Consider the following 21,552-nt stretch of genomic DNA (forward strand, 5'->3'; position numbering starts at 1 on the left):
GTGTCGGTTCCTCGGCTCAGAATTTGCGCGTTTCGGACAGGCCGATGGTCAGCCAGCGGGTGCGGGCGCGGGAGAAAATGCCCGAGGGGCTTTCCATCTTGTGCTCTGCCACCAGTTCCAGGGTCTTGCTGTCGTAGATCTTGATGCGGTCGCCCCAGTAGCCCGAGCTGACATAGAGGTAATTGCCGGTGCGGTTGTAGTCCGGGAAGAAGGCATGCCCGCCCACGTCCAGGGTCTTGGCCACTTCCAGCGTGTTCTTGTCGATCAGCTGGATCCAGGCCGCGCGCTTGTCCTTGTCGACGATGTCCACCGCCACGTAGGGCGCGTTCGGATGGGCGGCGGGCGATTCGGTGGCTCCGGCCACCGGGATCTGCTTGACCACGGAAAAGTCCTTGGTGTCCCACACCGTGACCACGGAGCCCTTGTCGCAGGTGCCGATGTTGGTGCCGAAGGCCAGGAAGCGTCCGTTGACTTCGGTCACCGCGCCCGAGCCGACGTGAGGCTGGCAGCCGGCGGGTATGTCGCGCACCACCTTGTCGTCCTTGAAGTCGATCGCGACGATCTTGTTGTCGTCATAGGACGCGACCATGGAGTAGCGCCCGTCGGGCGTGAGGAAGGTGTCATGCAGCATGCGGCCGACCTTGGTCAGCTTGGTCACGGGCATGTCGGGCTTGTCGGGGTCGATGATCCAGATCTGGCCCGCCTGGCGCAGCGTCAGGGCGAACTTGTTGTTGATCCGGCTGCCGATGACGGGCCCGCCGGCCGATTTGACGAACTTGCCGTCCGGATCTTCGCCCTCCAGGTCCATGTACTTGACCGGTTCCAGCGTGTCAGCCTTCAGGATGGCGACGCTCTTGGGCACGAACGAACTGATGGCCAGCCACTTGCCGTCGTTGGACAGGGCGATGCCGGGACCCGTCAGGCCGACCTTGGCCTTGCGCACGATCTGCAGTGAGTACAGGTCGATCTTGTAGACCATGCCGTCGTCGCTCTTGAGCCAGGCCCAGCGTTCCGCCACTGGGCTGAAATCCATGATGTGCGGCGCCACCGGCGTGGCGATCTCGCCCACCACCTTGTTGGTCTTGCCGTCCAGGAACACGGTGCGCGCATTGTTGCCCGTATCGCCGCGCCCATAGCGCCCGCGCGCCATGACCACCATCAGGTCGTAGACGGTGTCGATGGCGTAGGTCGGCTTGGCGGGCAGGGTGGCTTCATCGACCACCACCTGCACGCTGGCGCGGATCTGGTCCAGCCCCCATTTTGGATCGTCTGCCGTCTGCGTTTTGATGAGGCGGGCCAACGCACGGATCTCTTCGTCGGACAGGCGGCCCACGAAGGGCGGCATCAGCGTGTCGGGGATGCCGGTCATGATGGTGCCGCGCAGCGCCGCCTCGCTTTGGACCAGGCGGTCGCTGGTCAGGCCCGGCGCGATGTAGCCGCCGCGGTCGGCGCCATGACAGACGGCGCAGTTCTGCTGGAACAGCTGATTCGCCTTGAGGTACTCCTCGGTCGGCGCACTCCAGGCGGCGCCGGCCGAGACGAACAGCAAGGCCGCGCTCAATAGCTTGGTGTGCATGTCGATCTCTCCCGTAAAGTTCTTGCCGAAACTGCGGCACATGCACTGTGTCATCGTGGCGCCGGGCCGATAAGGCACGGCTCACGCCTGTGCGATGGTTACGGTCCAAATCTCTTTTTGACATAGGACAAAGTCAGGGGGCGGCCAAAGCACTACCGTGATAGCAAACGGAGCGCGGCCGGCCCGCGCCGCTTCGAAAGGCCGGCGCCATTTTTTGTCCTGTGGTTGTCCGCCATGTTTTCACTCCCGCTTTCCCTATCCCGCCAGGATGCAAAACCCTACAAGCAGCAGATCGCCGACCAGATCGAGGCGCTGATACGCGCCGGACGGCTGCAGGAAGGAGACAGGCTGCCGGCGATCAACCGCATGTCATCGCTGCTGCAGGTATCGAAGAACACCGTGCTGGGCGCGTATGAACTGCTGATCGATTCCAGCCTGATCCAGAGCAAGCCCAGCCGCGGTTATTTCGTGACGTTGAACCGCAGCCTGGTCATCAATTCGCGCTGTCCCGATTTCGTCCAGGACCGTCCGCCGGTCTACGCCGACGCCGTCAGCCAGGCCCTCTCCAGCGGCGTCTGCGGCCAGTCGCCGCCCATGCCGCCGCGCTATGACTTCAAGGTCGGCCGTCCCTCGGTCCACGCCTTTCCGTTGCGCCAGTTCATCATGCTGTCGAACCAGCTGCTACGGCATGCGGGCTGCGCCATGGCCGAATATGCGCCGCCCGCCGGCCTGTGGGGCTTGCGCGTGCAGATTGCCGATTACCTGTCGGCCGCCAAGGCGCTGAAGGTCGAGCCCGAACAGGTGCTGATCACCGCCGGCAGCCAGGAGGCTTTGAGCCTGATCGCCTCGCATTTCCTGGACCGCCACGGCCGGGCGGTGTTCGAGTCGCCCTGTTATGCGGGGTTCAGGAATCTGGTGCGGCGGCATGGCGCGCAGGAGGCGCCGGTTCCGGTGGACGGGCAGGGACTGCGCACCGACCTGTTGCCGGAAGGCCCGGCCAGGCTGGCCTATGTGACGCCCTCGCACCAGTACCCCCTGGGCTACGCCATGTCCCTGTCCCGGCGCCGGCAATTGCTCGAATGGGCCGGCCGCAGCGGCGCGCTGATCATCGAGGACGACTACGACGGCGACTTTTGCTATGAGTCCGTGCTGCCCATGCCGCTGGCCGCGATGAGTCCGCGGCAGGTCGTGTACCTGGGGACGTTCTCCAAGACGCTGGGGCCCGGCTTGAGGCTGGGATACATGGTCTGCCCGCTTGAGCTGGTCGACGATTTTGCCGAACGCAAGGCCTTGCTCAACAACGGCAGCCCATGGCTGACGCAGGCCGTGCTGGCGCGCTACTTCGATGAGAACTGTTTCGCCCGCCACCTGCAGACCTTGCGGCGGCGCTACCAGGCGCAGCGTGACGAACTGCTGCGTGGCATCCGTAAAGTCTGGGGCGGACGCGGCCTGATCAGCGGACAGAATTCGGGGATGCACCTGGCCTTTGAACTGCCGGCGGACAGCCCCGGCGCCGACGCGGTCGCCGCGGCCGCACTGGCGCAGGGCGTGAGGCTGTATCCGCTGGCCCAGGCCGCCGCCAGCGCGGGTGAGGGCGTCGAGTCCCGGCATCTGCTGTTCGGCTACGCCGGCCTGGAAACCGGAGAAATCGCCCTGGCCATGGTGCGCGTGCACGCCGCCTGCAGGCAATTGCAGGAATCCTGTCCGGAGCGGATAGCGTCCCGCCTGTCCCTGGACGAAGCGCGCTGCGCGGGCGTCTAGCACGGTCGCAGCGTTTCCGGTAGGGATGGCGACGCAGCGTGGGGGCTGGCGCCGTCGCTATGCAGCGCGGACGCGTCGTTCTTAGAATGAATTTGTCCTATGACAAAATCAGATTCGTTCGGCCTGCGGGCAACCTGGGCCGCACGGTTACGCATGGAGATGCTGCGATGCCGCTTACCGCCACCGGGTCCGTCCCGCCGACTTGCCGCCGGTCCGTGTCGGACGTTTCGAATGCCGCTGCCCGGACCGGCAGGCGCTTGAACCCGACCGACGCCGGGTTCCTGCTGATCTGCCTTGCCGGCTGCGCCTATGCGCTGGAGGAGTTCGGCCAGTTTCTGAACGGCTACGAGCAAGCGATGCTGATCGGCGCGGTGCCTGCCCTGGCCTGGCTGGGATGGCTGTGGCGCCCCTTGCGGCCTCTGTTCTTGGCCAGCGGCGCCAGCGCGCTGCTGGCCGCGTGGTTGTATGCGGGCGGGGCAGGGCTGCTGCAGGGCAACCTGGGGCGCGCCGAAAACGTCGTCCTGCTCAAGTACCTGCTGTCGTCGCAGTCGGCCATACTCTGGATGAGCTGCCTGTTCGTGCTGGGCACGCTTTGCTATTGGGCGGGGCTGGCCCGGCCCGCGATCGCCTGGCTGGGCACGGTCCTGACCTGGGGCGGGGTATGGGCGGGGCTGACCGGCCTGCTGGTGCGCTGGCGCGAAGGACATTTGCTGGGACCGGATGTCGGACACATTCCGGTCAGCAACCTGTACGAGGTGTTCGTTTTTTTTGCACTGGTCACGGCGCTGTTCTACCTCTACTACGAGGCCCGCTACGCCACGCGAGCGCTGGGCGGCTTCGTCATGCTGGTGGTTGCCTCGATGGTCCTGTTCCTGTCCTGGTATTCGCTCACGCGCGGCGCCCATCAGATCCAGCCGCTGGTTCCCGCACTGCAAAGCTGGTGGATGAAGCTGCACGTGCCGGCCAATTTCGTGGGCTATGGCACGTTCTCGCTGGCGGGCGCGGTGGGCTTCGCCTACCTGGTCAAGCTGCACGGGCAGAGCGCAGCGGGCAAGCGCCTGATTCCAGTTTTCCTGCTGGGCGCGCTGCTATGCGCCGAGCCGATGATCTTCGGCTCGCGGCGGCTGTCGCCTGTGTGGATGCTGTATTTCGGCGGGGGCGCCATGGTCGTGGGCGCGGTGCTGGCGCTGCGCCGTCCCATTGCCCGCCGGCTGCCGTCCCTGGAGGTGTTGGAGGACATCATGTACCGGGCCATCGCGCTGGGTTTCGCCTTTTTCACCGTGGCCACCGTGCTGGGCGCGTTGTGGGCCGCCGACGCCTGGGGCGCGTATTGGCAATGGGATCCCAAGGAGACCTGGGCGCTGATCGTATGGCTGAACTATGCCGCCTGGCTACACATGCGGCTGCTCAAGGGGCTGCGAGGAGAGGTGGCGGCCTACTGGGCGCTCGCCGGGTTGGTGGTGACGAGCTTCGCCTTTCTGGGGGTGAACATGTTTCTGTCGGGGCTGCATTCGTACGGCAGCCTGTAGCCCCATGCCGCCTTGCGGGCGGCGATGCGCGCTGGCATCGGGTGTCTTGGCGGAAGCGGTGAGATTCGAACTCACGAACGGTTGCCCGTTGCCGGTTTTCAAGACCGGTGCAATCGACCACTCTGCCACGCTTCCTGGTATTGCGTATATTCCGGCGATCCGGCCATCAGGCAAACAATCTGCCGGGCCGGGAACACGATACGCCGTAAAGGGCGCAATAATAATCCATTTGCTGCAAAGGAGGCACGCGATGCACGCCGTAGAAATCTCTCGCCCTGGTGGCCCCGAGGTCCTGGTCCCCGTGGAGCGCCCCACGCCGGAAGCCGGCGCGGGTGAAGTCCTGATCAAAGTGAGCGCCGCGGGCGTCAACCGTCCCGACGTGTTCCAGCGCAAGGGCAACTACGCGCCGCCGCGCGGCGCCTCGGACCTGCCGGGCCTGGAAGTGGCCGGCGAGATCGTCGGCGGCGACCTGGCCGGCAGCGGTTTTGTCTTGGGCGACAAAGTCTGCGCCCTGGTGGCGGGCGGCGGCTACGCGGAATACTGCGTAGCGCCCGCGGCGCAATGCCTGCCGATTCCCAAGGGCCTGTCCGACATCGAGGCCGCCGGCCTGCCGGAAACCTATTTCACGGTCTGGAGCAACGTATTCGACCGCGGCCGCCTGTCCGAAGGCGAGGCGTTGCTGGTGCATGGCGGTGCCAGCGGCATCGGCACTACGGCCATCCAGCTGGCCCGCGCCATGGGCCACAAGGTCTATGCCACCGTCGGCAGCGACGACCGGGCCCGCGCCGTGGAAGCGCTGGGCGCCGAGCGCGGCATCAACTACAAGACCCAGGATTTCGTGAAGGAAGTGCTGGACGCCACCGGCGGACGCGGCGTGGACGTGATCCTGGACATGGTGGCCGGTGACTACATCGGCCGCGACATGCAGTGCCTGGCCGACGACGGCCGCATCGTCATCATCGCCCAGCTGGGCGGTTCCCACGCCAATGTGGATACGGCCCAGGTCATGCGCCGCCGCCTGACCATCACCGGCTCGACCTTGCGTCCCCGTCCGGTCGCCTTCAAGGGCGCCATCGCGCGCGCCCTGCGCGAGCAGGCCTGGCCTCTGCTGGAAAAAGGGGCCATCAAGCCCATCTTGCACGCCACCTTCCCGCTGGCCGAGGCCTCGCGCGCCCATGCCATGATGGAAAGCGGTGAAAACATCGGCAAAATCATCCTGACCATGTAAGAAATGGGGGGCGCTCGGCGTAGCGTCCCGCAACAGGATACAATCACGGGTTTCGCCTGGAATTTTTTCCAGGCAGGCCCGTGGGCGGTTGCTACGCAGCCCTTGGCTCGCCCCAGTCCAACCGATACAGATACCTCGCCATGACTTCAGTCGAAAACCGCGCCCGCCTCGTGCTGGGCAACTGGAAGATGCACGGCAACCTGGCCGAGAACGCCGCGTTGCTGACCGAGCTGCGCGCCGCGGATGCTGCGAGCCACTGCGAAATCGGCATCTGTGTGCCGTTCCCCTACCTCGCGCAAGCGGCGTCGGCCCTGACCGGCAGCAGCGTGTCCTGGGGTGCGCAAGACGTCAGCGCCCATGAAAAGGGCGCCTACACCGGGGAAGTCTCCGGCGCCATGCTGAAGGAATTCGGCTGCCGCTGGGCCCTGGCCGGCCACTCCGAGCGCCGCGTGCTGCACGGCGAGACCGACGAGGCCGTGGCCGCCAAGGCCCAGGCCGCGCTGGCTGCCGGCCTGACCCCGGTGGTGTGCGTGGGCGAATCCCTGGCCGACCGCGAAGCCGGCAACACGCTGGCCGTGATCGAACGCCAATTGAAGCCCGTGCTGGCGCTGGGCGCCGAGGCGGTTTCGCGCATGGTCCTGGCCTATGAGCCCGTCTGGGCCATCGGCACCGGCCGCACCGCCAGCCCCGAGCAGGCGCAGGAAGTCCATGGCGCCATCCGCGCCGCCCTGCGCGCGCTGGGCGCGGCGCAGGTGCAAGTGTTGTACGGCGGTAGCGTCAAAGCTGCCAATGCCGCCAGTTTGTTCGCCATGACTGATATCGACGGTGCCCTGGTCGGCGGCGCGTCGCTCGTGGCTGAAGAATTTTTGCGAATCGCCGCTATCTAAGTTTCCGTTCCGGAGTCTGTAATGCCCTTGATGCTCAAAATCCTGCTGGCCGTCCAAGTGATCTCGGCGCTGGCTATCATCGTCCTGGTCCTGCTTCAGCAGGGCAAAGGCGCCGACATGGGGTCCGCCTTCGGCAGTGGCTCGGCCGGCAGCCTGTTCGGCGCCACCGGCGCGGCGAACTTCCTGTCGCGCGCGACCAAGTGGGCCGCCGTGGTCTTCTTCGCGTCCACCGCCGGCCTGGCTTATGTCAGCCACAAGGGCAATAGCGGCCCTGCCGTCGACTCGGGCGTGATGCAAAGCTTCCCGGCCGACCGTTCGGTGCCGCAAGTGCCGGGCGCAGCGCCCGCTCCCGCTGGTTCGTCGGTTCCCGGCGCGGGTTCGGTGCCCGCCGCTCCGGCCAAGCCCGACGCGTCGGTGCCCTCGGTCCCGGCCGCACCCGCCACCCCGGCCGCACCGGCCGCAGGCGACAAGCCCGCCGAAACGCCCGCGGCGCCGGCGAAGTAAGCCACAGCAAACGGAAAGGCCGGCACATGCCGGCCTTTTTCATGGGCGGCTTGCGGCTGCCCGGATATCCTGTCATCGGCGGCCGTTAGCATGCGCCGTCGCCGCGCCGGCAGCGGGTAGGGTATCGTTGCCTGCGCATCCGGTTCCTGTTCCTCGATCTCCGCCATGGCCACATCCAAACGCACTCCCCGAACCCCGACCGCCGCCGATCAGCAGCGGGGCTCGCCGCAGGCCATGCTGGCGCGCATCCAGAGCCTGCTGCCCTCGATGGGGGCGGCCTCGCAGCGCATCGGCGAGTTCGTCATACGCAACCCGGCCGAGGTGGTACACATGTCGGTCAGCGAAGTGGCCGAGCGCACCCAGTGCAGCGAAGGCAGCGTGGTGGGTTTTTGCAAGCTGCTGGGCGCCACGGGCTTTCAACAGCTGAAGATCGCGCTGGCGCAGCAGATCGTGCAGCCGGTGCAGTACATCCACGAAGACCTGGCGGCCCAGGACACGCCCGAGCAGGTCGTCAGCAAGATCTTCCACAGCAATATCCAGACCCTGCAGGAAACGGAATCGGTGCTGGACGTGGCCGCGCTGTCGGCGGCCGTGGAACTGATCCGCGGCGCCCGCCGCGTGGAAATCTACGGCATCGGCAGCTCGGCCGTCATCGCGCATGACGCGCACTACCGCATGTTGCGCATCGGGCTGCATGCCACGGCAGTGACCGATTCCCACGTGCAGGCCATCAGCGCGTCGCTGACCGGGCCGGACGTCGCCGTGCTGACCATTTCGCATTCCGGCAGCACCCATGAAACCGTGTTGGCGACGCGGCTGGCCAAGGAAGCCGGGGCGCGCACGATCTGCATCACCAATTTCGGCAAATCGCCGATCCAGGAACACGCGGACGTGGTGCTGCACACCATGTCGCGCGAGACCCGTTTCCGCACCGAGGCCATGACCAGCCGGTTGGCGCAGTTGGCCATCATCGACACGCTCATCGCCTGCCTGGCCCTGTCCGACTACGACAAGGCCGTCTCCACGCTGCGCAGCACCTTCGACGTGCTGTCGAACAAGCGCTACTGATCGCCTTCGATGTCCGCCGGCAGCGCATGCCTGCGCGGACGCGCGCCATCCAGCAGCCCCGCCACGTCCGGCGCATCCGCGTAAGGCGCAGTGCCGACCAGCAGATAGCCGATGCCCAGGCGCACCGCGCCCAGCGCATCGGTGCGCACGTTGTCGCCGATGACCGTGGCGTCGGCCGGCGCCAGGCCCAGCCGGCGCAATCCTTCCTCCAACAGCATGGCTCCCGGCTTGCCGAGTATGTGCGGGCGCACGCCAGGCGCGCAGGCCAGCACCGACTGCAGTAGCGCGCCTGTTTCGGGGACGATGGCGCCTTGCGGGCCGGGATGGGTGAGATCGCCGTTGCTGACCATCAAGGTCGCGCCCCGCGCCAGCTCGCCTGCCAGGGTCTGCAGCGTCCCGTAGCCGAACGACAGATCGCGCGCCAGCAGCACGATGTCCGCATCGCGGTCCACCAGCGCCAGCCCCAGGCTGGCGGCGAAGCCGCGCAATGCGTCCGAGGCGCAGAGCAGCACCGCGGCCCGCGGATGCTGCCGGGCGATATGGCGCACGGCCTGCTCGCCGGCCAGGATCAGCGTTTCGGCTTGCACCGGCAGGCCCATCGCCCGCAAGCGCGGCGCCAGGCCTGCCGCCGTGTCAGTGGAATTGTTGGACACGATGACGCAGCGTCCCGCCCAGCGGGTCAGCAGCTCGCTGGCGCCCGGTATCACTTCATGGCCCCGTATCAATGTCCCGTCCAGATCCAGGATCAGGCCGCGCGAGCGGGCGGTCCAGGGCGGTTCCGACGTCGGGGCTTGGGAATGGGAAGCGAGAGGAGTGCAGGCAATGCGGGTCATGGATCGGCGTGGTGGCGTCGAAGCGCGTGCAGGGTTGAAAGGAGTGGGCGCCCGCTACGGTTCGGGCCTGCCCGGCGGCTGTGATTCTATCTGAACAAAATTCAAAAATTCATTTTTTTGATTTGAGCAATTTTCATTTTCCTGTCATGTGCCATCACTAATCTGCGTCCGGAATCAGGGCCGAGCACGCAGCGCCCCGATGGCAACCTCAACAAGACTAGGAACAGAAAAATGAAGATCCGCAATTGCGCGCCCGCCCTGGCGCTGGTTTCCCTGCTGGCCGCCGCACCCCTCGCGCAAGCCCAATCCCTGGCCGACGGCTCGCAGCAGCGTCCGTTGCGCGTGCTGCTGATACCTGCCGATGGCGGCACCGAATCGGGCACCAAGGCCGACTACGCGCCGATCTTCAATGCGATCACGCGCAGCACCGGGCTGCATTTCCAACTGACGGTGGGCCAATCCTACGGCGCCGTGGTCGAAGGCATGTGCAACCAGTTGGCCGAGGTCGCGTTCCTGGGACCGGTTTCGTACGTACAGGCGCACGAGCGCCAATGCGCGCAGTTGCTGGCCGTGGGCGTGCAGAAAGGCGAGTCCGCCTACTACGCCGCGATGTTCGCCCGGGCCGATTCGCCGATCAATACGTTGGCCGACCTGAAGGGCAAGCGCGCCGCGTTCGGCGACGTGAACTCGGCTTCCAGCTTCACCTTCCAGGTGGCGTCCATGATCAAGGACGGCATGAACCCGGCCAAGGACCTGGCGGCGCTGCAATTGACCGGCAGCCACGCCAGCAGCCTGGCCGCGCTGGTGCAGGGCCAGGTCGACGCGGCCGCGCTGTCGTTCGATTCCTTCGACAAGGCGGTGCGCCAGGGCGCGGTGGACCCGAAGTCCGTGAAGGTGATCTTCAAGAGCGAACCCATCCCGTATCCGCCGCTGGCAATGAACACCAAGCTGCCCGAGCCGCTGAAGGCGACGCTCAAGCAGGCATTTGCCAAGGTGCATCAGGCGCCCGGCGTGACCCCGGACATGGTGCGCGGCTACGGCGGCGCCAAGCTGGATCGCTTCGACACCGAGTTCTCCGAGGCGCAGTTCGCTGGCCCGGCTTCGAAGATGGCCCTGCTGACCGACGAGATCAAGGGCGAAATCCTGCAGAAGGCGGCACAGCGGTGATCACCGGAGCAAGCGAAATGGACATGCTGCGCTACGACGCCGTCGGCATGCGCTACGCCGACGGGACCGCGGCCCTGAACTCGGTGTCGCTGCAGGTGCCGCGCGGCCAGTTCTGCGTCATCCTCGGCGCCTCGGGCGCGGGCAAATCGACCTTGCTGCGCATGGCCAACGGCTTGACCGTGCCGACCCAAGGGGACGTGTGGGTCGATGGCACGCAGGTGCAGCCCTCGACGCTTGCTGCCGTGCGGCCACGGATCGGCATGGTGCATCAGCACTTCAACCTGGTGTCGCGCGCGACGGTCGCGACCAACGTGCTGTCGGGCGCGCTGCCCGGCTTGCCGGCATGGCGCGCCTATCTGATGCGCTTCCCCGCGGAATTGCGCGAACGGGCCTGCAAGCTGGTGCGCGAAGTCGGCCTGCAGCCCGAACATCTGCAACGCCGCGTGAGCGAATTGTCTGGCGGCCAGCAGCAGCGCGTGGGCATCGCCCGCGCCTTCATGCTGGCCCCGGCCTTGTTGCTGGCCGACGAGCCGGTGGCCAGCCTGGACCCGCGCATCAGCCGCGACATCCTGGAGCTGTTGCGCAATCAGGCGCGGGAACGCGGCGCGACCGTCCTGTGCAGCCTGCACCAGGTCGATCTGGCCCGCGAGTTCGCCGACCGCATCGTGGCGCTGCGCCATGGCGTCATGGTGTTCGACGGACCGGCGGGCGCGTTCGATGAGGCCACCGCCCGCGCCCTGTATCAGGCCCCGCAGCCGGAGAGCGGCATCGCCGCTGCCGATCTTGCGGGCCGCGGCCATGTCGAGCCGCGCGCGGCCAGGCCGATCCGGCCGGCGGTGTTGTCGGCGGGAGGCGCGCAATGAACACGCAGGCATTGAAAACGCCGGCTGACAACGCGGCCTGGCGCCTGGATCCGCCTTACGGCGCCCGCGCGCTGCTGATCGTGATCGCGGCGCTGATGTTGTTCCTCTACACCGGCCAACGGGTCGAGATGGGCCGCATGGCGGCGCTGACCCTGGACGGCGCGCTGGCGGCGGTGGGCCTGAAGCAGCAGTCCCAGGTCACGGCGGGCCTGGGCGCCCTGGCCGACAACCTGTTCCCGCTGCAGGTCTCGTATCGCACCGAGACCTCGCGCATAGAAGGATTCGATCCGGACAAGTTGCCGTGGCTGGCCCGTGTGGAAACGCTGCAGGTGACCGAAAGCCGGTTGAATCCGCACACGCTGAAGATGGAAGACGAGGTGTCCACGCAGACCTATCTGGTCGAGCCGCTGGGCTATCTGTGGCGGGTGGCGGTGAAGATGGTCGAGACCTTTGAGATCGCCATCTGGGCGACCTTGCTGGCCGTATTGGGCAGCGTGCCGCTGGCCTATTGCAGCGCCCGCAACTACGCGCCCAACCGGCTGCTGTACGTGGCGGCGCGGGCCATCGTCAGCATGTTCCGTGCGATGCCCGAGCTGATCTGCGCGCTGTTCCTGGTGCTGGCCTACGGCTTCGGCCCGATTGCCGGGGTGCTGGCGCTGGCCATCCATTCGATGGGATTCCTGGGCAAGTTCTACGCCGAGGATATCGAGACGGCCGACGCCAAGCCGCAAGAGGCGCTGGCCGCGATCGGCGCCAGCAAGCCGCGCGTGTTGGCTTATGCCGTGCTGCCGCAAGTCATGCCCAAGTTCACCGGCTACACCCTGTACATCCTGGACCGCAACGTGCGCATGGCCACGGTCGTGGGCCTGGTGGGCGCGGGCGGCATCGGCCAGGAGCTGAAAGGCCGCTACGACATGTACCAGTACGCCCACGTCGGGACCATTCTCGTCGTGATCTTCATCACCGTGTTCTTGCTGGACCAGGTCGCCGCCCGCTTGCGGCGCCGCTTGAGCTGAGCTGGCGCGGCGGCCAGCCAGGCCGCCGCGCCCCGATAGGTTTTCTGCCGGACGGACCCGGCAACGTTCCCTGACCAGGAGTTTTCATGACCCCGTACTTTGCACTGGGCCGCGCCCTTGTTGCGGCCATCGCCCTGAGTTTGACCCTTGCCGCATGCGGCGGCGATGACGACTCGGATGGCGGCGCGACCACGCCGCCCGAGACCGGACAGCCCGAGACGCCGCCGCCCGCGCCGCAACTGCGCTGCGCGCCCTGAACGCCCAATCCGCTCAACCCAACGCAAGAGTAGCCCCATGACCAAGACCTACCCCTCGCATTCCGCCAGCGTGTCCCCGGCCTTTCCGGGCCGCCGGCAGTTCTTCCGCGCCTCGGCCCAGGCGGCCGGCGCCCTGTCGGCGATGGCCTTGCTGCCCGCCTCGATCCAGCGCGCGCTGGCGGTTCCCGCGGCGGTCGAAAGCGGCACCATCAAGGACATCAAGCACATCGTGATCCTGATGCAGGAGAACCGCTCGTTCGACCACTATTTCGGCACCATGCGCGGCGTGCGCGGCTTCGGCGACCGCTTCCCGATTCCGCTGGCCAGCGGCAAGTCGGTGTTCTTCCAGCCCGACCCCAAGGGCGGCCAGGACATCCAGCCCTTCCGCCGCGATTCCAGGACCAGCAACGCGCTGATCGGATCGGGCACGCCGCACAATTTCCCCGACCAGCAGGCGGCCTGGAACCAGGGCAAGATGGACCAGTGGATCCAGTACAAGAACCAGGCCACCATGGGCTTCTTCATGCGCGAGGACATTCCGTACCAGTTCGCGCTGGCCGATGCCTTCACCGTCTGCGACGGCTACCACTGTTCCATCCTGACCGGCACCGATCCCAACCGCATCGTGTTCTGGTCGGGCGCCAATGCCAATCCCGAGCTGCGCAAGCTGGGCGTGAACAGCACCGATACCGATTCGGAGCCCGTCAACTCGCGCTGCTGGCCCAGCCCGTCCAACTGGGTCGCGGGCCGCGCGCAGCTGGCCGACGGTTCGGGCCAGGTCGACCCCGTGACGGGCGTCTACAACTACAAGTACAAGAACAGCGCCTTCAAGTGGGACACCTTGCCCGACCTGCTGCAGCGCGCCGGGGTCAGTTGGCACATCTACCAGAACATGAACAACAACTGGACGGGCGCCATGCATGGCTGCCTGGCCTTCAAGAGCTTCCGCACCGCACAGCCGGGTTCGCCGATCTATGAGCACGGCCTGACAGGCGGCCCCGAGAAGAACGACGGCGCCGTCAATTTCCTGGCGCAGCTCAAGCAGGACGTGGCCAACGGCACCTTGCCACAGGTGTCCTGGGTGTTGCCCACCCAGGCGCTGGCCGAGCATCCGGGCAGCAGCGAAGGCGTGGCCGGCGCGGCCGACTTCATTGCCGACGTGCTGGACGCGTTGACCTCCAATCCGGAAGTCTGGAGCAAGACCGCGCTGTTCGTGACCTTCGACGAGAACGACGGCTTCTTCGATCACGCCGCCATGCCGGCCGTGCCGTCCTATGACGCCAACGGCGTGCTGATGGGCAAGTCCACCGTGCCACTGGACGGCGAGTACTTCGATGCCTCGGTGGGCAACTACCTGAAGGCCGATGACAAGATCACCGGCAACATCCGGCCGTGGGGCCTGAGCTCGCGCGTGCCCATGTACGTGGTGTCGCCGTGGAGCAAGGGCGGCTGGGTCAATTCGCAGGTGTTCGATCACACCTCCGTGGGCCGGTTCCTGGAGCAGCGCTTCGACATCAAGGTCGACGCCATCAGTCCTTGGAGTCGCGCGGTTTGCGGCGACCTGACCTCCTGCTTCGACTTCGTCAGCCCCAACGATCCCCGCGTGCCCACGCTGCCCGACACCAGCAACTATCCCGCGATCAACGCGGCGCAGAAGCTGTTGCCCACCACTGCCGTGACGCAGGCGCCCGCCATCCCCCAGCCGCTGTTCCAGGAGACCGGCACGCGGCTGTCGCGCGCGCTGCCTTATGAACTGCACACCAGCGCCCGGCTGGGCGCGGACGGCGCCGTCGAACTGCTGTTCAGCAACACGGGCGAAGCGGGCGCGGTGTTCCATGTGTACGACAAGCGCAACCTGGACCTGATCCCGCGGCGCTACACCGTCGAAGCCGGCAAGACGCTGTCGGACACCTGGACCGGCGGCGACTATGACCTGTGGGTGTACAGCAGCAACGGCTTCGTGCGGACCTTCTCCGGCAACACGCAGCGCGGCGCGGCTTTGGAAGTGCAAGTCTGCTACGAGCCGGCCGGCAGCGCGCTCTACGTGAAGGTGTCCAACCGCGGCACCGCCAGCCTGCAGGCGAACCTGCAATCCAACGCCTACCGCAAGGACGGCCCCTGGACCCTGGCGGTCGAGCCGGGCAAGGTCGCCGAACACCACTGGTCCATCAAGGAAAGCGGCAACTGGTACGACTTCACCGTCACCGCCGAAGGCTTCGAACGCCGCTTCGCCGGACGCATGGAGAACGGCCGCGCGAGCGTCAGCGACCCCGCCATGGCGCTGCATCTGTGATGACCCAGGCATGAGCGGGCCAGGCGCGCATCGGGGTGCGCGCCTGGCCGTCCGCAACAAAAAACTACCAACATGATCATGAAGAACACATACGCAATTCTGGCCGCCAACGGCTTGTCGGTGGCGGTTCTGGTGGGTGCGCTGGCCGGGGGATCGGCCGCGCAGGCGCAGACCGCGCCGCCCGTGATGTGGGACGGCAGCAATCTCGGCTATGGACCGGGCGCCGCCCAGGGCGTGACCGGCAAAGGTAATCACGCCATAGGCAAGAACGCCGGCGTCAACGTGAAAGGCAGCAACAACATCGGCCTGGGCAATGGCGCGGGCCAGGACGTGAGCACCAACTGGAACCTCGCGATCGGCGAAGGCGCGGGCTCCAAGGTCGGCGGCAAGAACGCCAACCAGGCCATCGGCTATTACGCCGGCACCAACGTGCAGGGCGGCTGGAACCAGTCGTTCGGCCGCAGCGCCGGGCAGAACGTCACGGGCGACTACAACGATGCCTTTGGCTTCTGGGCCGGCACGGACACGGTGGGCAACAACAATGCCGCCTATGGCACCAACGCCGGCCGCAACGTCACCGGCAATGGCAACTCGGCATTCGGCCAGGAAGCGGGCCGCAATGTCGTCGGCGACGGCAACCTGGCGCTGGGCCAGAACGCGGGCCAGAACGTGGAGGGCGAGGGCAACCTGGCGCAGGGCAAGAATGCCGGGCAGAACGTGACCGGCGCCAACAACATGGCTGCCGGCGCCTACGCGGGCTACGGCGTGCAGGGCGACGGCAATACGGCTAGCGGGTTGGCCGCCGGCCGCGACGTCGTCGGCAACAACAACGTGGCGCAGGGCACGGCCGCCGGGTCGGGTGTGCGCGGCAGCGACAACGTATCGATAGGCTCGAATGCCGGACGCGGTTCCGTGGCGGACCGCAGCGTGTCGGTGGGCGCCGACTCGTCCGCGGCTACGCAGAGCGTCGCGGTCGGCGCCGGCGCGGTGGCCAGCGCGGGCAACAGCGTGGCGCTGGGGGCGGGGTCCTCGGCGGCGCGCGGCGCGCAGGAAGGCTACGAGGCCTACGGCATGGCGCGGCCCCAAAACTCCACCGGCGAGGTGAACGTGGGCGGACGCCAGATGACGGGCGTGGCGGCAGGCAGCGAGGACACCGATGCCGTCAACGTGGGTCAGCTGCGCGCCGCCAGCAGCGCAAGCGAGGCGCGCGTGGGCGCCGTCGAGCATTCCGTGCAGAACCTGCGCAACGACCTGGATTCCCAGGAGCGCATGCTGAGCGCGGGCGTGGCCGCGGCCATGGCGACGGCTTCCTTGCCGCAGGCCTATCTGCCGGGCCGCAACATGCTGTCCATGGCGGGCGGCACCTGGAATGGCGAATCGGGCTACGCCATGGGCCTGTCGCGCGTTTCCAGCGGCGGGCGCTGGGTCTACAAGGTATCGGCCAACGGCACGTCCCGCGGTGATTTCGGCGGCGCGGCGGGGGTCGGATACCAGTGGTGAGCCTGGGCCTGCGATAATGCCGCAAGCGCTGCGGCCGGCGATGGGACGCCGGCCGCGGCCAGCACAGGCATACCCGGATCGGCCCCATGGAAAAGCGTTTGATGCCATCGATGATGGCGCTGCAATGTTTCGAGGCGGTGGCGCGGCACATGAGCTTCACGCGCGCCGCCGAGGAACTGCACATGACCCAGAGCGCGATCAGCAAGCAGATCGCGCAGCTGGAGGCGCTGCTGCGCAACCCGCTGTTCCTGCGGGTGCGGCGGCGCCTGCAACTGACGCCTGCGGGAGCCTTGTACCAGTCCGAGGTCAGGGCCATCCTGAACCAGGTGGACATGTCCTCGCGCTACATCCTGACCTACGGCAGCGAGACCCAGGTGCTCACCATCGGCACCCAGCCGACCTTCGGCGCGCGCTGGCTGATCCCGCGGCTGCAAGGCTTCATGGCCGCGCATCCGGACATCCAGGTCAAGGTGCGCAGCGAAACCCGGCCCTTCGACCTGATGCAGGCCAAGATCGACATCTCCTTCTTCTTCGGGCATGGCACCTTGCCGGGCGCCCAGTGCCGGGAATTGTTCGGTGCCGAGGTGGTGCCGGTGTGCGCGCCCGGCTTTCTTCCGGGTGACAGGGTCGACAGCCTGGAGGCGCTGAGCGCGCAGGCGCTGATCCAATGCGCTTCGCGCCCGGAAGCCTGGCACGACTACTTCTCGCGTCAGCAGTTCCAGTCCGACCGCAGCTACCACGGTCCCCGCTTCGATACCTTCTACATGTGCGTGCGTGCGGCAGAGGGCGGCTGCGGCGTGGCGTTGACGCCGCGCCTGCTGGCCGAAGAGGAGTTGCAGGCCGGCAAGCTGGTGATTCCCTGGGACTATGTGCAGCCCAGCGACGGCGCGTACTTCGTCGCCTACTCCGAGCATTCGGCCGAAGTGCCCAAGATCAAGCAGTTCGTCGCCTGGGTGGAACAAGAGGCCGCACGCAAGCGCGAGCGCGACGCCCAGCGCGCGCGATCCATGAAAAAACGGACTGATTAAGCCGATTTTTTTCATTTGATTGCGCGCGCAGCGCATGATTTCATGCGGCCATCCTTGTTTACCGATTTGCCGAGCCCGCCATGAGTCAGAATTTCGTCAATCCGGATCAGATCCGCGCCTGGTTCTCCCGCGCCATGTCCGACATGTACAAGTCGGAAGTGCCGCTGTACGACACGCTGCTGGACCTGGTCGCACAGGTCAACGCCAAGACGCTGGCCGAGCAGCCCGAGCTGGCCGCGCAACTGGCGCGCACCGGCGAGATCGAGCGCCTGGACATCGAGCGCCACGGCGCGATCCGCGTCGGCACCGCGCAGGAACTGGCCAACCTGCGGCGCGTGTTCGCCGTGATGGGCATGCAGCCGGTGGGCTATTACGATCTGTCGCCGGCCGGCGTGCCGGTGCATTCCACCGCCTTTCGCGCCACCCACGAAGCCTCGTTGCAGGCCAGCCCGTTCCGCGTCTTTACCTCGCTGCTGCGGCTGGAACTGATCGCCGACGAGACCTTGCGCGAGAAGGCCGCCCGCATCCTGGCCGCGCGCCAGATCTTCACCGCGCGCACGCTGGAACTCGCGGCCCGCTTCGAGGCGCAGGGCGGATTGGATGTAGCCGCAGCCCGCGAATTCGTGGAAGAAGCCCTGCATACCTTCCGCTGGCACAGCGAGGCCACCGTCAGCCTTGAAGACTACGAGGAACTGCATGGTCAGCATCGCCTGATCGCCGACGTGGTGGCCTTCAAGGGCCCGCACATCAACCACCTGACCCCGCGCACGCTGGACATCGATGAAGCCCAGGCCGAGATGCCCCGCCGCGGCGTGTCCGCCAAGGCCGTGATCGAAGGCCCGCCGCCGCGCAAGTGCCCGATCCTGCTGCGCCAGACCAGCTTCAAGGCGCTGGAGGAAGCGGTCCTGTTCGCCGGCGCCGACGGCCAGTCCGCGGCCGGCAGCCACACGGCGCGCTTCGGCGAGATCGAGCAGCGCGGCGTCGCGCTGACCCGCAAGGGCCGGGCGCTGTACGACCAGTTGCTGGACCTGGCCCGCAGCCGCATCAGCGGCGCGCCCAACGAAGGCAATGCCGCGGCCTACATGCAGAACCTGCAGGACTGTTTCGCCGCCTTCCCGGATGACTACGACGCGCTGCATGCGCAGGGGCTGGCCTATTTCCGCTATTTCCTGACCGGCAAGGAAGGCGCGGATCCCGAGGCCGGCCTGCAGGACCTGATCGCCCAGGGCCACATCCGCTTCGAGCCGCTGGTGTACGAGGACTTCCTGCCCGTCAGCGCGGCCGGCATCTTCCAGTCGAACCTGGGCGACAAGGCCCAGGCCGAATACGCGCAGAACGCCAGCCAGGCCGCTTTCGAGCAGGCCCTGGGCGCCAAGGTGCAGGACGAACTGGCGCTTTACCAGGACACGCAGGACCGTTCGCTGGCCGCCTGCATGCAGGCGCTGCGCGAGCAGGCCGGCTCGCCGGTGGCCGCATGAGCCGTCTGGACCGTTGCCTGTCCGTGCGCGACTTCGAACTCGAGGCGCGGCGCATCATGCCGCGCTGCGTCGAAGGCTACGTCTGCGGCGGCACCGAGGACGGCGCTTCGCTCGCCGAGAGCGTGCGCGCGCTGGGCGACGTGGGTTTCCGGCCGCGCGGCCTGCGCGTGGTCGACCAGCGCAGCAGCCGGGCCGAACTCTACGGTCAGCGCTACGCCATGCCGCTGGGGTTCGCGCCTACCGGGTTCTCCGCCATCGTCATGCATGAGTGCGACCTGGCGTTGGCGCAGGCCGCCCAGCAGGCCGAGATTCCGTTCATCATCAGCGGCGCTTCCAGCGTACCGCTGGAACGTTTGCAGGAAGCCACCGGCAAGCGCTGCTGGTACCAGGCTTATCTGCCAGGCAATACCGAGCGCATCGCCAAGCTGCTGGCGCGGCTGCGCCAGGCCGAGATCCCGGTGCTGGTGGTGACCATCGACACCTGCGTGGGCGCCAACCGCGAGAACCTGCAGAAGCTCTCGTTCACCGTGCCCTTCAAGCTCAGCCCCAGCGTGATGCTGGACGGCATGCGCCATCCGCGCTGGAGCTTCAACGTCTTCCTGCGCACGCTGCTGGGCAGCGGCATCCCCAGGTTCTCGAACCTGTACGAAGAAATCGGCCCGCCCATCACGCAAGACCCGCCCAACGGTTTTCGCGGCGAACGCGACAAGCTGTCGTGGGAGCACATCCGCTGGATCCGCGAGAACTGGCCCGGCAAGCTGGTGCTCAAGGGCGTGATGCATCCCGACGATGCGCGCCTCGCCTGCGCGGCGGGCGCCGACGGCGTGATCGTGTCGAACCATGGCGGACGCCAGCTGGATGGCTGCATCTCGCCCCTGCAGGCGCTGCCCGACGTGGTGGCCGCGGTGCCGCCGGGCTTCCCGGTCATGGTGGACGGCGGCTTTCGCCGCGGCTCCGACGTGCTCAAGGCCGTGGCCCTGGGCGCGCGCATGGTCTTCACCGGCAGGCCCCAATTGTTCGGCGCGGCCGTGGCCGGCAGCGCCGGCATCCGCAAAGTGGCGGACATATTCCGCAGCGAGATCTCGACCAACATGGCGCTGCTCGGCTGCGCGACGCTGGCCGACCTCACCCCGGACCTGATCGCGCCCTTGCGGCCGGCGGCGACCGCCTGACGCGGGCGGCGCCAGCCGCCCCGGGCAGGAGCACCCGCACAACAACAAAAAAACGGCGCGCATTTCCATGCGCGCCCATCCGTTTTCGACAGGAGGAAACATGAAGAAGATCTATACCAAACTGGCCGGCGTGGCGGCAGTGCTGGCGTGCCTCGCCAGCGGACCGGCGCAGGCCCAGGCCGGCGCCTATCCGACCAAGCCGGTGCGGCTGGTCGTGGGCTACGCCCCGGGCGGCACCACCGACATCAGCGCGCGCATGATCGCCGACGTGCTGGGCAAGGAGTTCGGCCAGACCTTCGTGGTCGAGAACAAGCCCGGCGCAAACAGCAACATCGGCGCCGAATCCGTCGCCCGTTCGGCGCCCGACGGCTACACCCTGTTCGTCGGATCGATTTCCACCGCGATCAACCAGTCGCTCTATTCCAGGATGTCCTATGACGCGCTCAAGGACCTGGACGCAGTCGCCTTGCTGAACGTGGTGCCCAACATCCTGGCCGTCAACGCCAGCGTGCCGGTCAAGTCGGTGCAGGAATACATCGCCTACGCCAAGAAGAACCCCGGCAAGCTCACCTGCGCCTCGCCCGGCAACGGCTCGTCCGCGCATCTGGGCTGCGAACTCTTCAAGATGAAGACCGGCATCGACATCCTGCACGTCCCGTACCGCGGCAGCGGCCCGGCCGTGGCCGACCTGCTGGGCGGGCAAGTGGACTCGATCTTCGACAACCTGCCGCCGCTGCTGCCGCACGTGCGCGCGGGCAAGCTGACGGGTCTTGCCGTCACGACCGGCAGCCGCGTGCCGTTCGCCCCGGAAATCCCCACCATCGCCGAATCCGGAGTGGAAGGCTTCGACGTGGCGGCCTGGTTCGGCGTGTATGCGCCGGCTGGCACCCCGCCCGAAATCGTCCAGAAGGTCAACGCCGCCATCAACAAGGCCCTGACCTCCGACCCCGCGCTGGCCGCCAGCTACCAGACCAACGGCTTCCTCATGCCCCCGCCGCCCAACACGCCGCAAGCGTTCAAGGCCTTCATGGAAAGCGAAACCCGCAAGTGGGGCGAGGTCGTCAAGGCGACCAATCTGCAGATCAACTGATAGGCTGGGGAAGGGGCCGTCCGCGGCCCCTCAGAAGCGTTCTTGGGGACGGATTGGTGGCGTTGCAGCGACAAAGCAGCACGGAACCCCCCGATTCCTGATTTGCGTGATAGAATGTTCGACTTTCCAGGAAAGCACGCTTTTCTGGTTGAAGTTAGCCGACGTGGTGAAATTGGTAGACACGCTATCTTGAGGGGGTAGTGGCGAAAGCTGTGCGAGTTCGAGTCTCGCCGTCGGCACCAAGAATTCGATGTTCCTGCATCACCGGGATCATCTGCAAAAAAAGCCCGCATTCTCAATAG

The 21,552-nt window shown here is 66.9% G+C and carries 18 protein-coding genes and 2 tRNA genes; 17 read left to right on the top strand and 3 right to left on the bottom strand.

Features of this window, described 5'->3' with window-relative positions; genetic code table 11:
- Positions 1 to 16: 16 nt before the first annotated feature.
- Complete coding sequence (locus tag ACM1PE_RS02170; protein ID WP_306633963.1) at positions 17 to 1,576, bottom strand: nitrite reductase; 1,560 nt, start codon at positions 1,574 to 1,576, stop codon at positions 17 to 19.
- 234 nt (positions 1,577 to 1,810) lie between these two features.
- On the opposite strand from ACM1PE_RS02170, the gene ACM1PE_RS02175 reads away from it, so the two are divergent.
- A complete protein-coding gene (locus ACM1PE_RS02175) occupies positions 1,811 to 3,337 on the top strand; it encodes a PLP-dependent aminotransferase family protein (RefSeq protein ID WP_419342481.1) in 1,527 nt (508 codons plus the stop codon).
- A 167-nt stretch (positions 3,338 to 3,504) separates the two neighbouring features.
- The gene (gene ccsB, locus ACM1PE_RS02180) at positions 3,505 to 4,866 is read left to right on the top strand and encodes a c-type cytochrome biogenesis protein CcsB (RefSeq protein ID WP_419342482.1); all 1,362 of its coding nucleotides are present in this window, start codon (positions 3,505 to 3,507) and stop codon (positions 4,864 to 4,866) included.
- Positions 4,867 to 4,913: 47 nt separating this feature from the next.
- Here ccsB and ACM1PE_RS02185 read toward each other — a convergent pair.
- Positions 4,914 to 5,001 (bottom strand) — tRNA-Ser (locus ACM1PE_RS02185).
- 115 nt (positions 5,002 to 5,116) lie between these two features.
- Here ACM1PE_RS02185 and ACM1PE_RS02190 point away from each other — a divergent pair.
- From ACM1PE_RS02190 to ACM1PE_RS02205, 4 genes are all read left to right on the top strand, one after another.
- Positions 5,117 to 6,094 (top strand): NAD(P)H-quinone oxidoreductase, encoded by a 978-nt coding sequence (locus tag ACM1PE_RS02190; protein WP_419342483.1) that lies wholly within the window; start codon positions 5,117 to 5,119, stop codon positions 6,092 to 6,094.
- A 140-nt stretch (positions 6,095 to 6,234) separates the two neighbouring features.
- Complete coding sequence (gene tpiA, locus ACM1PE_RS02195; RefSeq protein ID WP_054450238.1) at positions 6,235 to 6,981, top strand: triose-phosphate isomerase; 747 nt, start codon at positions 6,235 to 6,237, stop codon at positions 6,979 to 6,981.
- 21 nt (positions 6,982 to 7,002) lie between these two features.
- Positions 7,003 to 7,485: a preprotein translocase subunit SecG gene (gene secG / locus ACM1PE_RS02200; protein ID WP_059375538.1), complete on the top strand. Its 483-nt coding sequence runs from the start codon at positions 7,003 to 7,005 to the stop codon at positions 7,483 to 7,485.
- 165 nt (positions 7,486 to 7,650) lie between these two features.
- On the top strand, positions 7,651 to 8,553 hold the full coding sequence (locus ACM1PE_RS02205; RefSeq protein ID WP_223283221.1) for a MurR/RpiR family transcriptional regulator: 903 nt from the start codon (positions 7,651 to 7,653) through the stop codon (positions 8,551 to 8,553).
- Here ACM1PE_RS02205 and ACM1PE_RS02210 read toward each other — a convergent pair.
- Positions 8,547 to 9,386 (bottom strand): HAD-IIA family hydrolase, encoded by an 840-nt coding sequence (locus tag ACM1PE_RS02210; protein ID WP_419342484.1) that lies wholly within the window; start codon positions 9,384 to 9,386, stop codon positions 8,547 to 8,549. The two genes, ACM1PE_RS02205 and ACM1PE_RS02210, sit on opposite strands and share 7 nt — an antisense overlap.
- Before the next feature lie 231 nt (positions 9,387 to 9,617).
- On the opposite strand from ACM1PE_RS02210, the gene ACM1PE_RS02215 reads away from it, so the two are divergent.
- The 11 genes from ACM1PE_RS02215 (at position 9,618) to ACM1PE_RS02265 (ending at position 21,492) form a co-directional block, all read left to right on the top strand.
- The gene (locus tag ACM1PE_RS02215) at positions 9,618 to 10,553 is read left to right on the top strand and encodes a phosphate/phosphite/phosphonate ABC transporter substrate-binding protein (RefSeq protein ID WP_059375532.1); all 936 of its coding nucleotides are present in this window, start codon (positions 9,618 to 9,620) and stop codon (positions 10,551 to 10,553) included.
- 17 nt (positions 10,554 to 10,570) lie between these two features.
- Positions 10,571 to 11,416, top strand: coding sequence for a phosphonate ABC transporter ATP-binding protein (locus ACM1PE_RS02220; protein WP_419342485.1), 846 nt, complete (start codon positions 10,571 to 10,573; stop codon positions 11,414 to 11,416).
- Positions 11,413 to 12,432, top strand: coding sequence for a phosphonate ABC transporter, permease protein PhnE (gene phnE / locus ACM1PE_RS02225; RefSeq protein ID WP_059375527.1), 1,020 nt, complete (start codon positions 11,413 to 11,415; stop codon positions 12,430 to 12,432). The genes ACM1PE_RS02220 and phnE overlap by 4 nt, the downstream gene beginning before the upstream one ends.
- 86 nt (positions 12,433 to 12,518) lie before the next feature.
- Positions 12,519 to 12,689, top strand: coding sequence for a hypothetical protein (locus ACM1PE_RS02230; protein ID WP_419342486.1), 171 nt, complete (start codon positions 12,519 to 12,521; stop codon positions 12,687 to 12,689).
- A 37-nt stretch (positions 12,690 to 12,726) separates the two neighbouring features.
- A complete protein-coding gene (locus tag ACM1PE_RS02235) occupies positions 12,727 to 14,982 on the top strand; it encodes a phosphocholine-specific phospholipase C (protein ID WP_419342487.1) in 2,256 nt (751 codons plus the stop codon).
- Between the two features lie 78 nt (positions 14,983 to 15,060).
- Positions 15,061 to 16,482 carry a YadA family autotransporter adhesin gene (locus ACM1PE_RS02240; RefSeq protein WP_251877601.1) on the top strand — a complete coding sequence of 474 codons (1,422 nt, stop codon included), beginning with the start codon at positions 15,061 to 15,063 and terminating at the stop codon, positions 16,480 to 16,482.
- 86 nt (positions 16,483 to 16,568) lie between these two features.
- Complete coding sequence (locus ACM1PE_RS02245) at positions 16,569 to 17,510, top strand: LysR substrate-binding domain-containing protein (RefSeq protein ID WP_059375512.1); 942 nt, start codon at positions 16,569 to 16,571, stop codon at positions 17,508 to 17,510.
- 80 nt (positions 17,511 to 17,590) lie between these two features.
- Positions 17,591 to 18,988, top strand: coding sequence for a VOC family protein (locus ACM1PE_RS02250; protein ID WP_419342488.1), 1,398 nt, complete (start codon positions 17,591 to 17,593; stop codon positions 18,986 to 18,988).
- Positions 18,985 to 20,160, top strand: a complete 1,176-nt coding sequence (locus ACM1PE_RS02255) for an alpha-hydroxy acid oxidase (protein ID WP_419342489.1) — start codon at positions 18,985 to 18,987, stop codon at positions 20,158 to 20,160. Before ACM1PE_RS02250 ends, ACM1PE_RS02255 begins: the two co-directional genes overlap by 4 nt.
- A 100-nt stretch (positions 20,161 to 20,260) precedes the next feature.
- Positions 20,261 to 21,250 (top strand): Bug family tripartite tricarboxylate transporter substrate binding protein, encoded by a 990-nt coding sequence (locus ACM1PE_RS02260; RefSeq protein WP_419342490.1) that lies wholly within the window; start codon positions 20,261 to 20,263, stop codon positions 21,248 to 21,250.
- A 157-nt stretch (positions 21,251 to 21,407) separates the two neighbouring features.
- Positions 21,408 to 21,492, top strand: a tRNA-Leu gene (locus ACM1PE_RS02265).
- Positions 21,493 to 21,552 lie beyond the last annotated feature (60 nt).

Origin of the sequence: Achromobacter sp. PD1 (assembly GCF_048541815.1) — a bacterium.
Taxonomy (GTDB): Bacteria; Pseudomonadota; Gammaproteobacteria; order Burkholderiales; family Burkholderiaceae_B; genus Achromobacter; species Achromobacter bronchisepticus_A.

Coding starts and splice junctions, on each gene's coding strand:
- ACM1PE_RS02230 (WP_419342486.1), top strand. CDS start 12,519: ATGACCCCGTACTTTGCACTGGGCCGCGCCCTTGTTGCGGCCATCGCC.
- tpiA (WP_054450238.1), top strand. CDS start 6,235: ATGACTTCAGTCGAAAACCGCGCCCGCCTCGTGCTGGGCAACTGGAAG.
- ACM1PE_RS02260 (WP_419342490.1), top strand. CDS start 20,261: ATGAAGAAGATCTATACCAAACTGGCCGGCGTGGCGGCAGTGCTGGCG.
- ACM1PE_RS02210 (WP_419342484.1), bottom strand. CDS start 9,386: ATGACCCGCATTGCCTGCACTCCTCTCGCTTCCCATTCCCAAGCCCCG.
- ACM1PE_RS02220 (WP_419342485.1), top strand. CDS start 10,571: ATGGACATGCTGCGCTACGACGCCGTCGGCATGCGCTACGCCGACGGG.
- ACM1PE_RS02170 (WP_306633963.1), bottom strand. CDS start 1,576: ATGCACACCAAGCTATTGAGCGCGGCCTTGCTGTTCGTCTCGGCCGGC.
- ACM1PE_RS02250 (WP_419342488.1), top strand. CDS start 17,591: ATGAGTCAGAATTTCGTCAATCCGGATCAGATCCGCGCCTGGTTCTCC.
- ACM1PE_RS02205 (WP_223283221.1), top strand. CDS start 7,651: ATGGCCACATCCAAACGCACTCCCCGAACCCCGACCGCCGCCGATCAG.
- ACM1PE_RS02240 (WP_251877601.1), top strand. CDS start 15,061: ATGAAGAACACATACGCAATTCTGGCCGCCAACGGCTTGTCGGTGGCG.
- phnE (WP_059375527.1), top strand. CDS start 11,413: ATGAACACGCAGGCATTGAAAACGCCGGCTGACAACGCGGCCTGGCGC.
- ACM1PE_RS02175 (WP_419342481.1), top strand. CDS start 1,811: ATGTTTTCACTCCCGCTTTCCCTATCCCGCCAGGATGCAAAACCCTAC.
- ACM1PE_RS02245 (WP_059375512.1), top strand. CDS start 16,569: ATGGAAAAGCGTTTGATGCCATCGATGATGGCGCTGCAATGTTTCGAG.
- ACM1PE_RS02255 (WP_419342489.1), top strand. CDS start 18,985: ATGAGCCGTCTGGACCGTTGCCTGTCCGTGCGCGACTTCGAACTCGAG.
- secG (WP_059375538.1), top strand. CDS start 7,003: ATGCCCTTGATGCTCAAAATCCTGCTGGCCGTCCAAGTGATCTCGGCG.
- ACM1PE_RS02190 (WP_419342483.1), top strand. CDS start 5,117: ATGCACGCCGTAGAAATCTCTCGCCCTGGTGGCCCCGAGGTCCTGGTC.
- ccsB (WP_419342482.1), top strand. CDS start 3,505: ATGCCGCTTACCGCCACCGGGTCCGTCCCGCCGACTTGCCGCCGGTCC.
- ACM1PE_RS02215 (WP_059375532.1), top strand. CDS start 9,618: ATGAAGATCCGCAATTGCGCGCCCGCCCTGGCGCTGGTTTCCCTGCTG.
- ACM1PE_RS02235 (WP_419342487.1), top strand. CDS start 12,727: ATGACCAAGACCTACCCCTCGCATTCCGCCAGCGTGTCCCCGGCCTTT.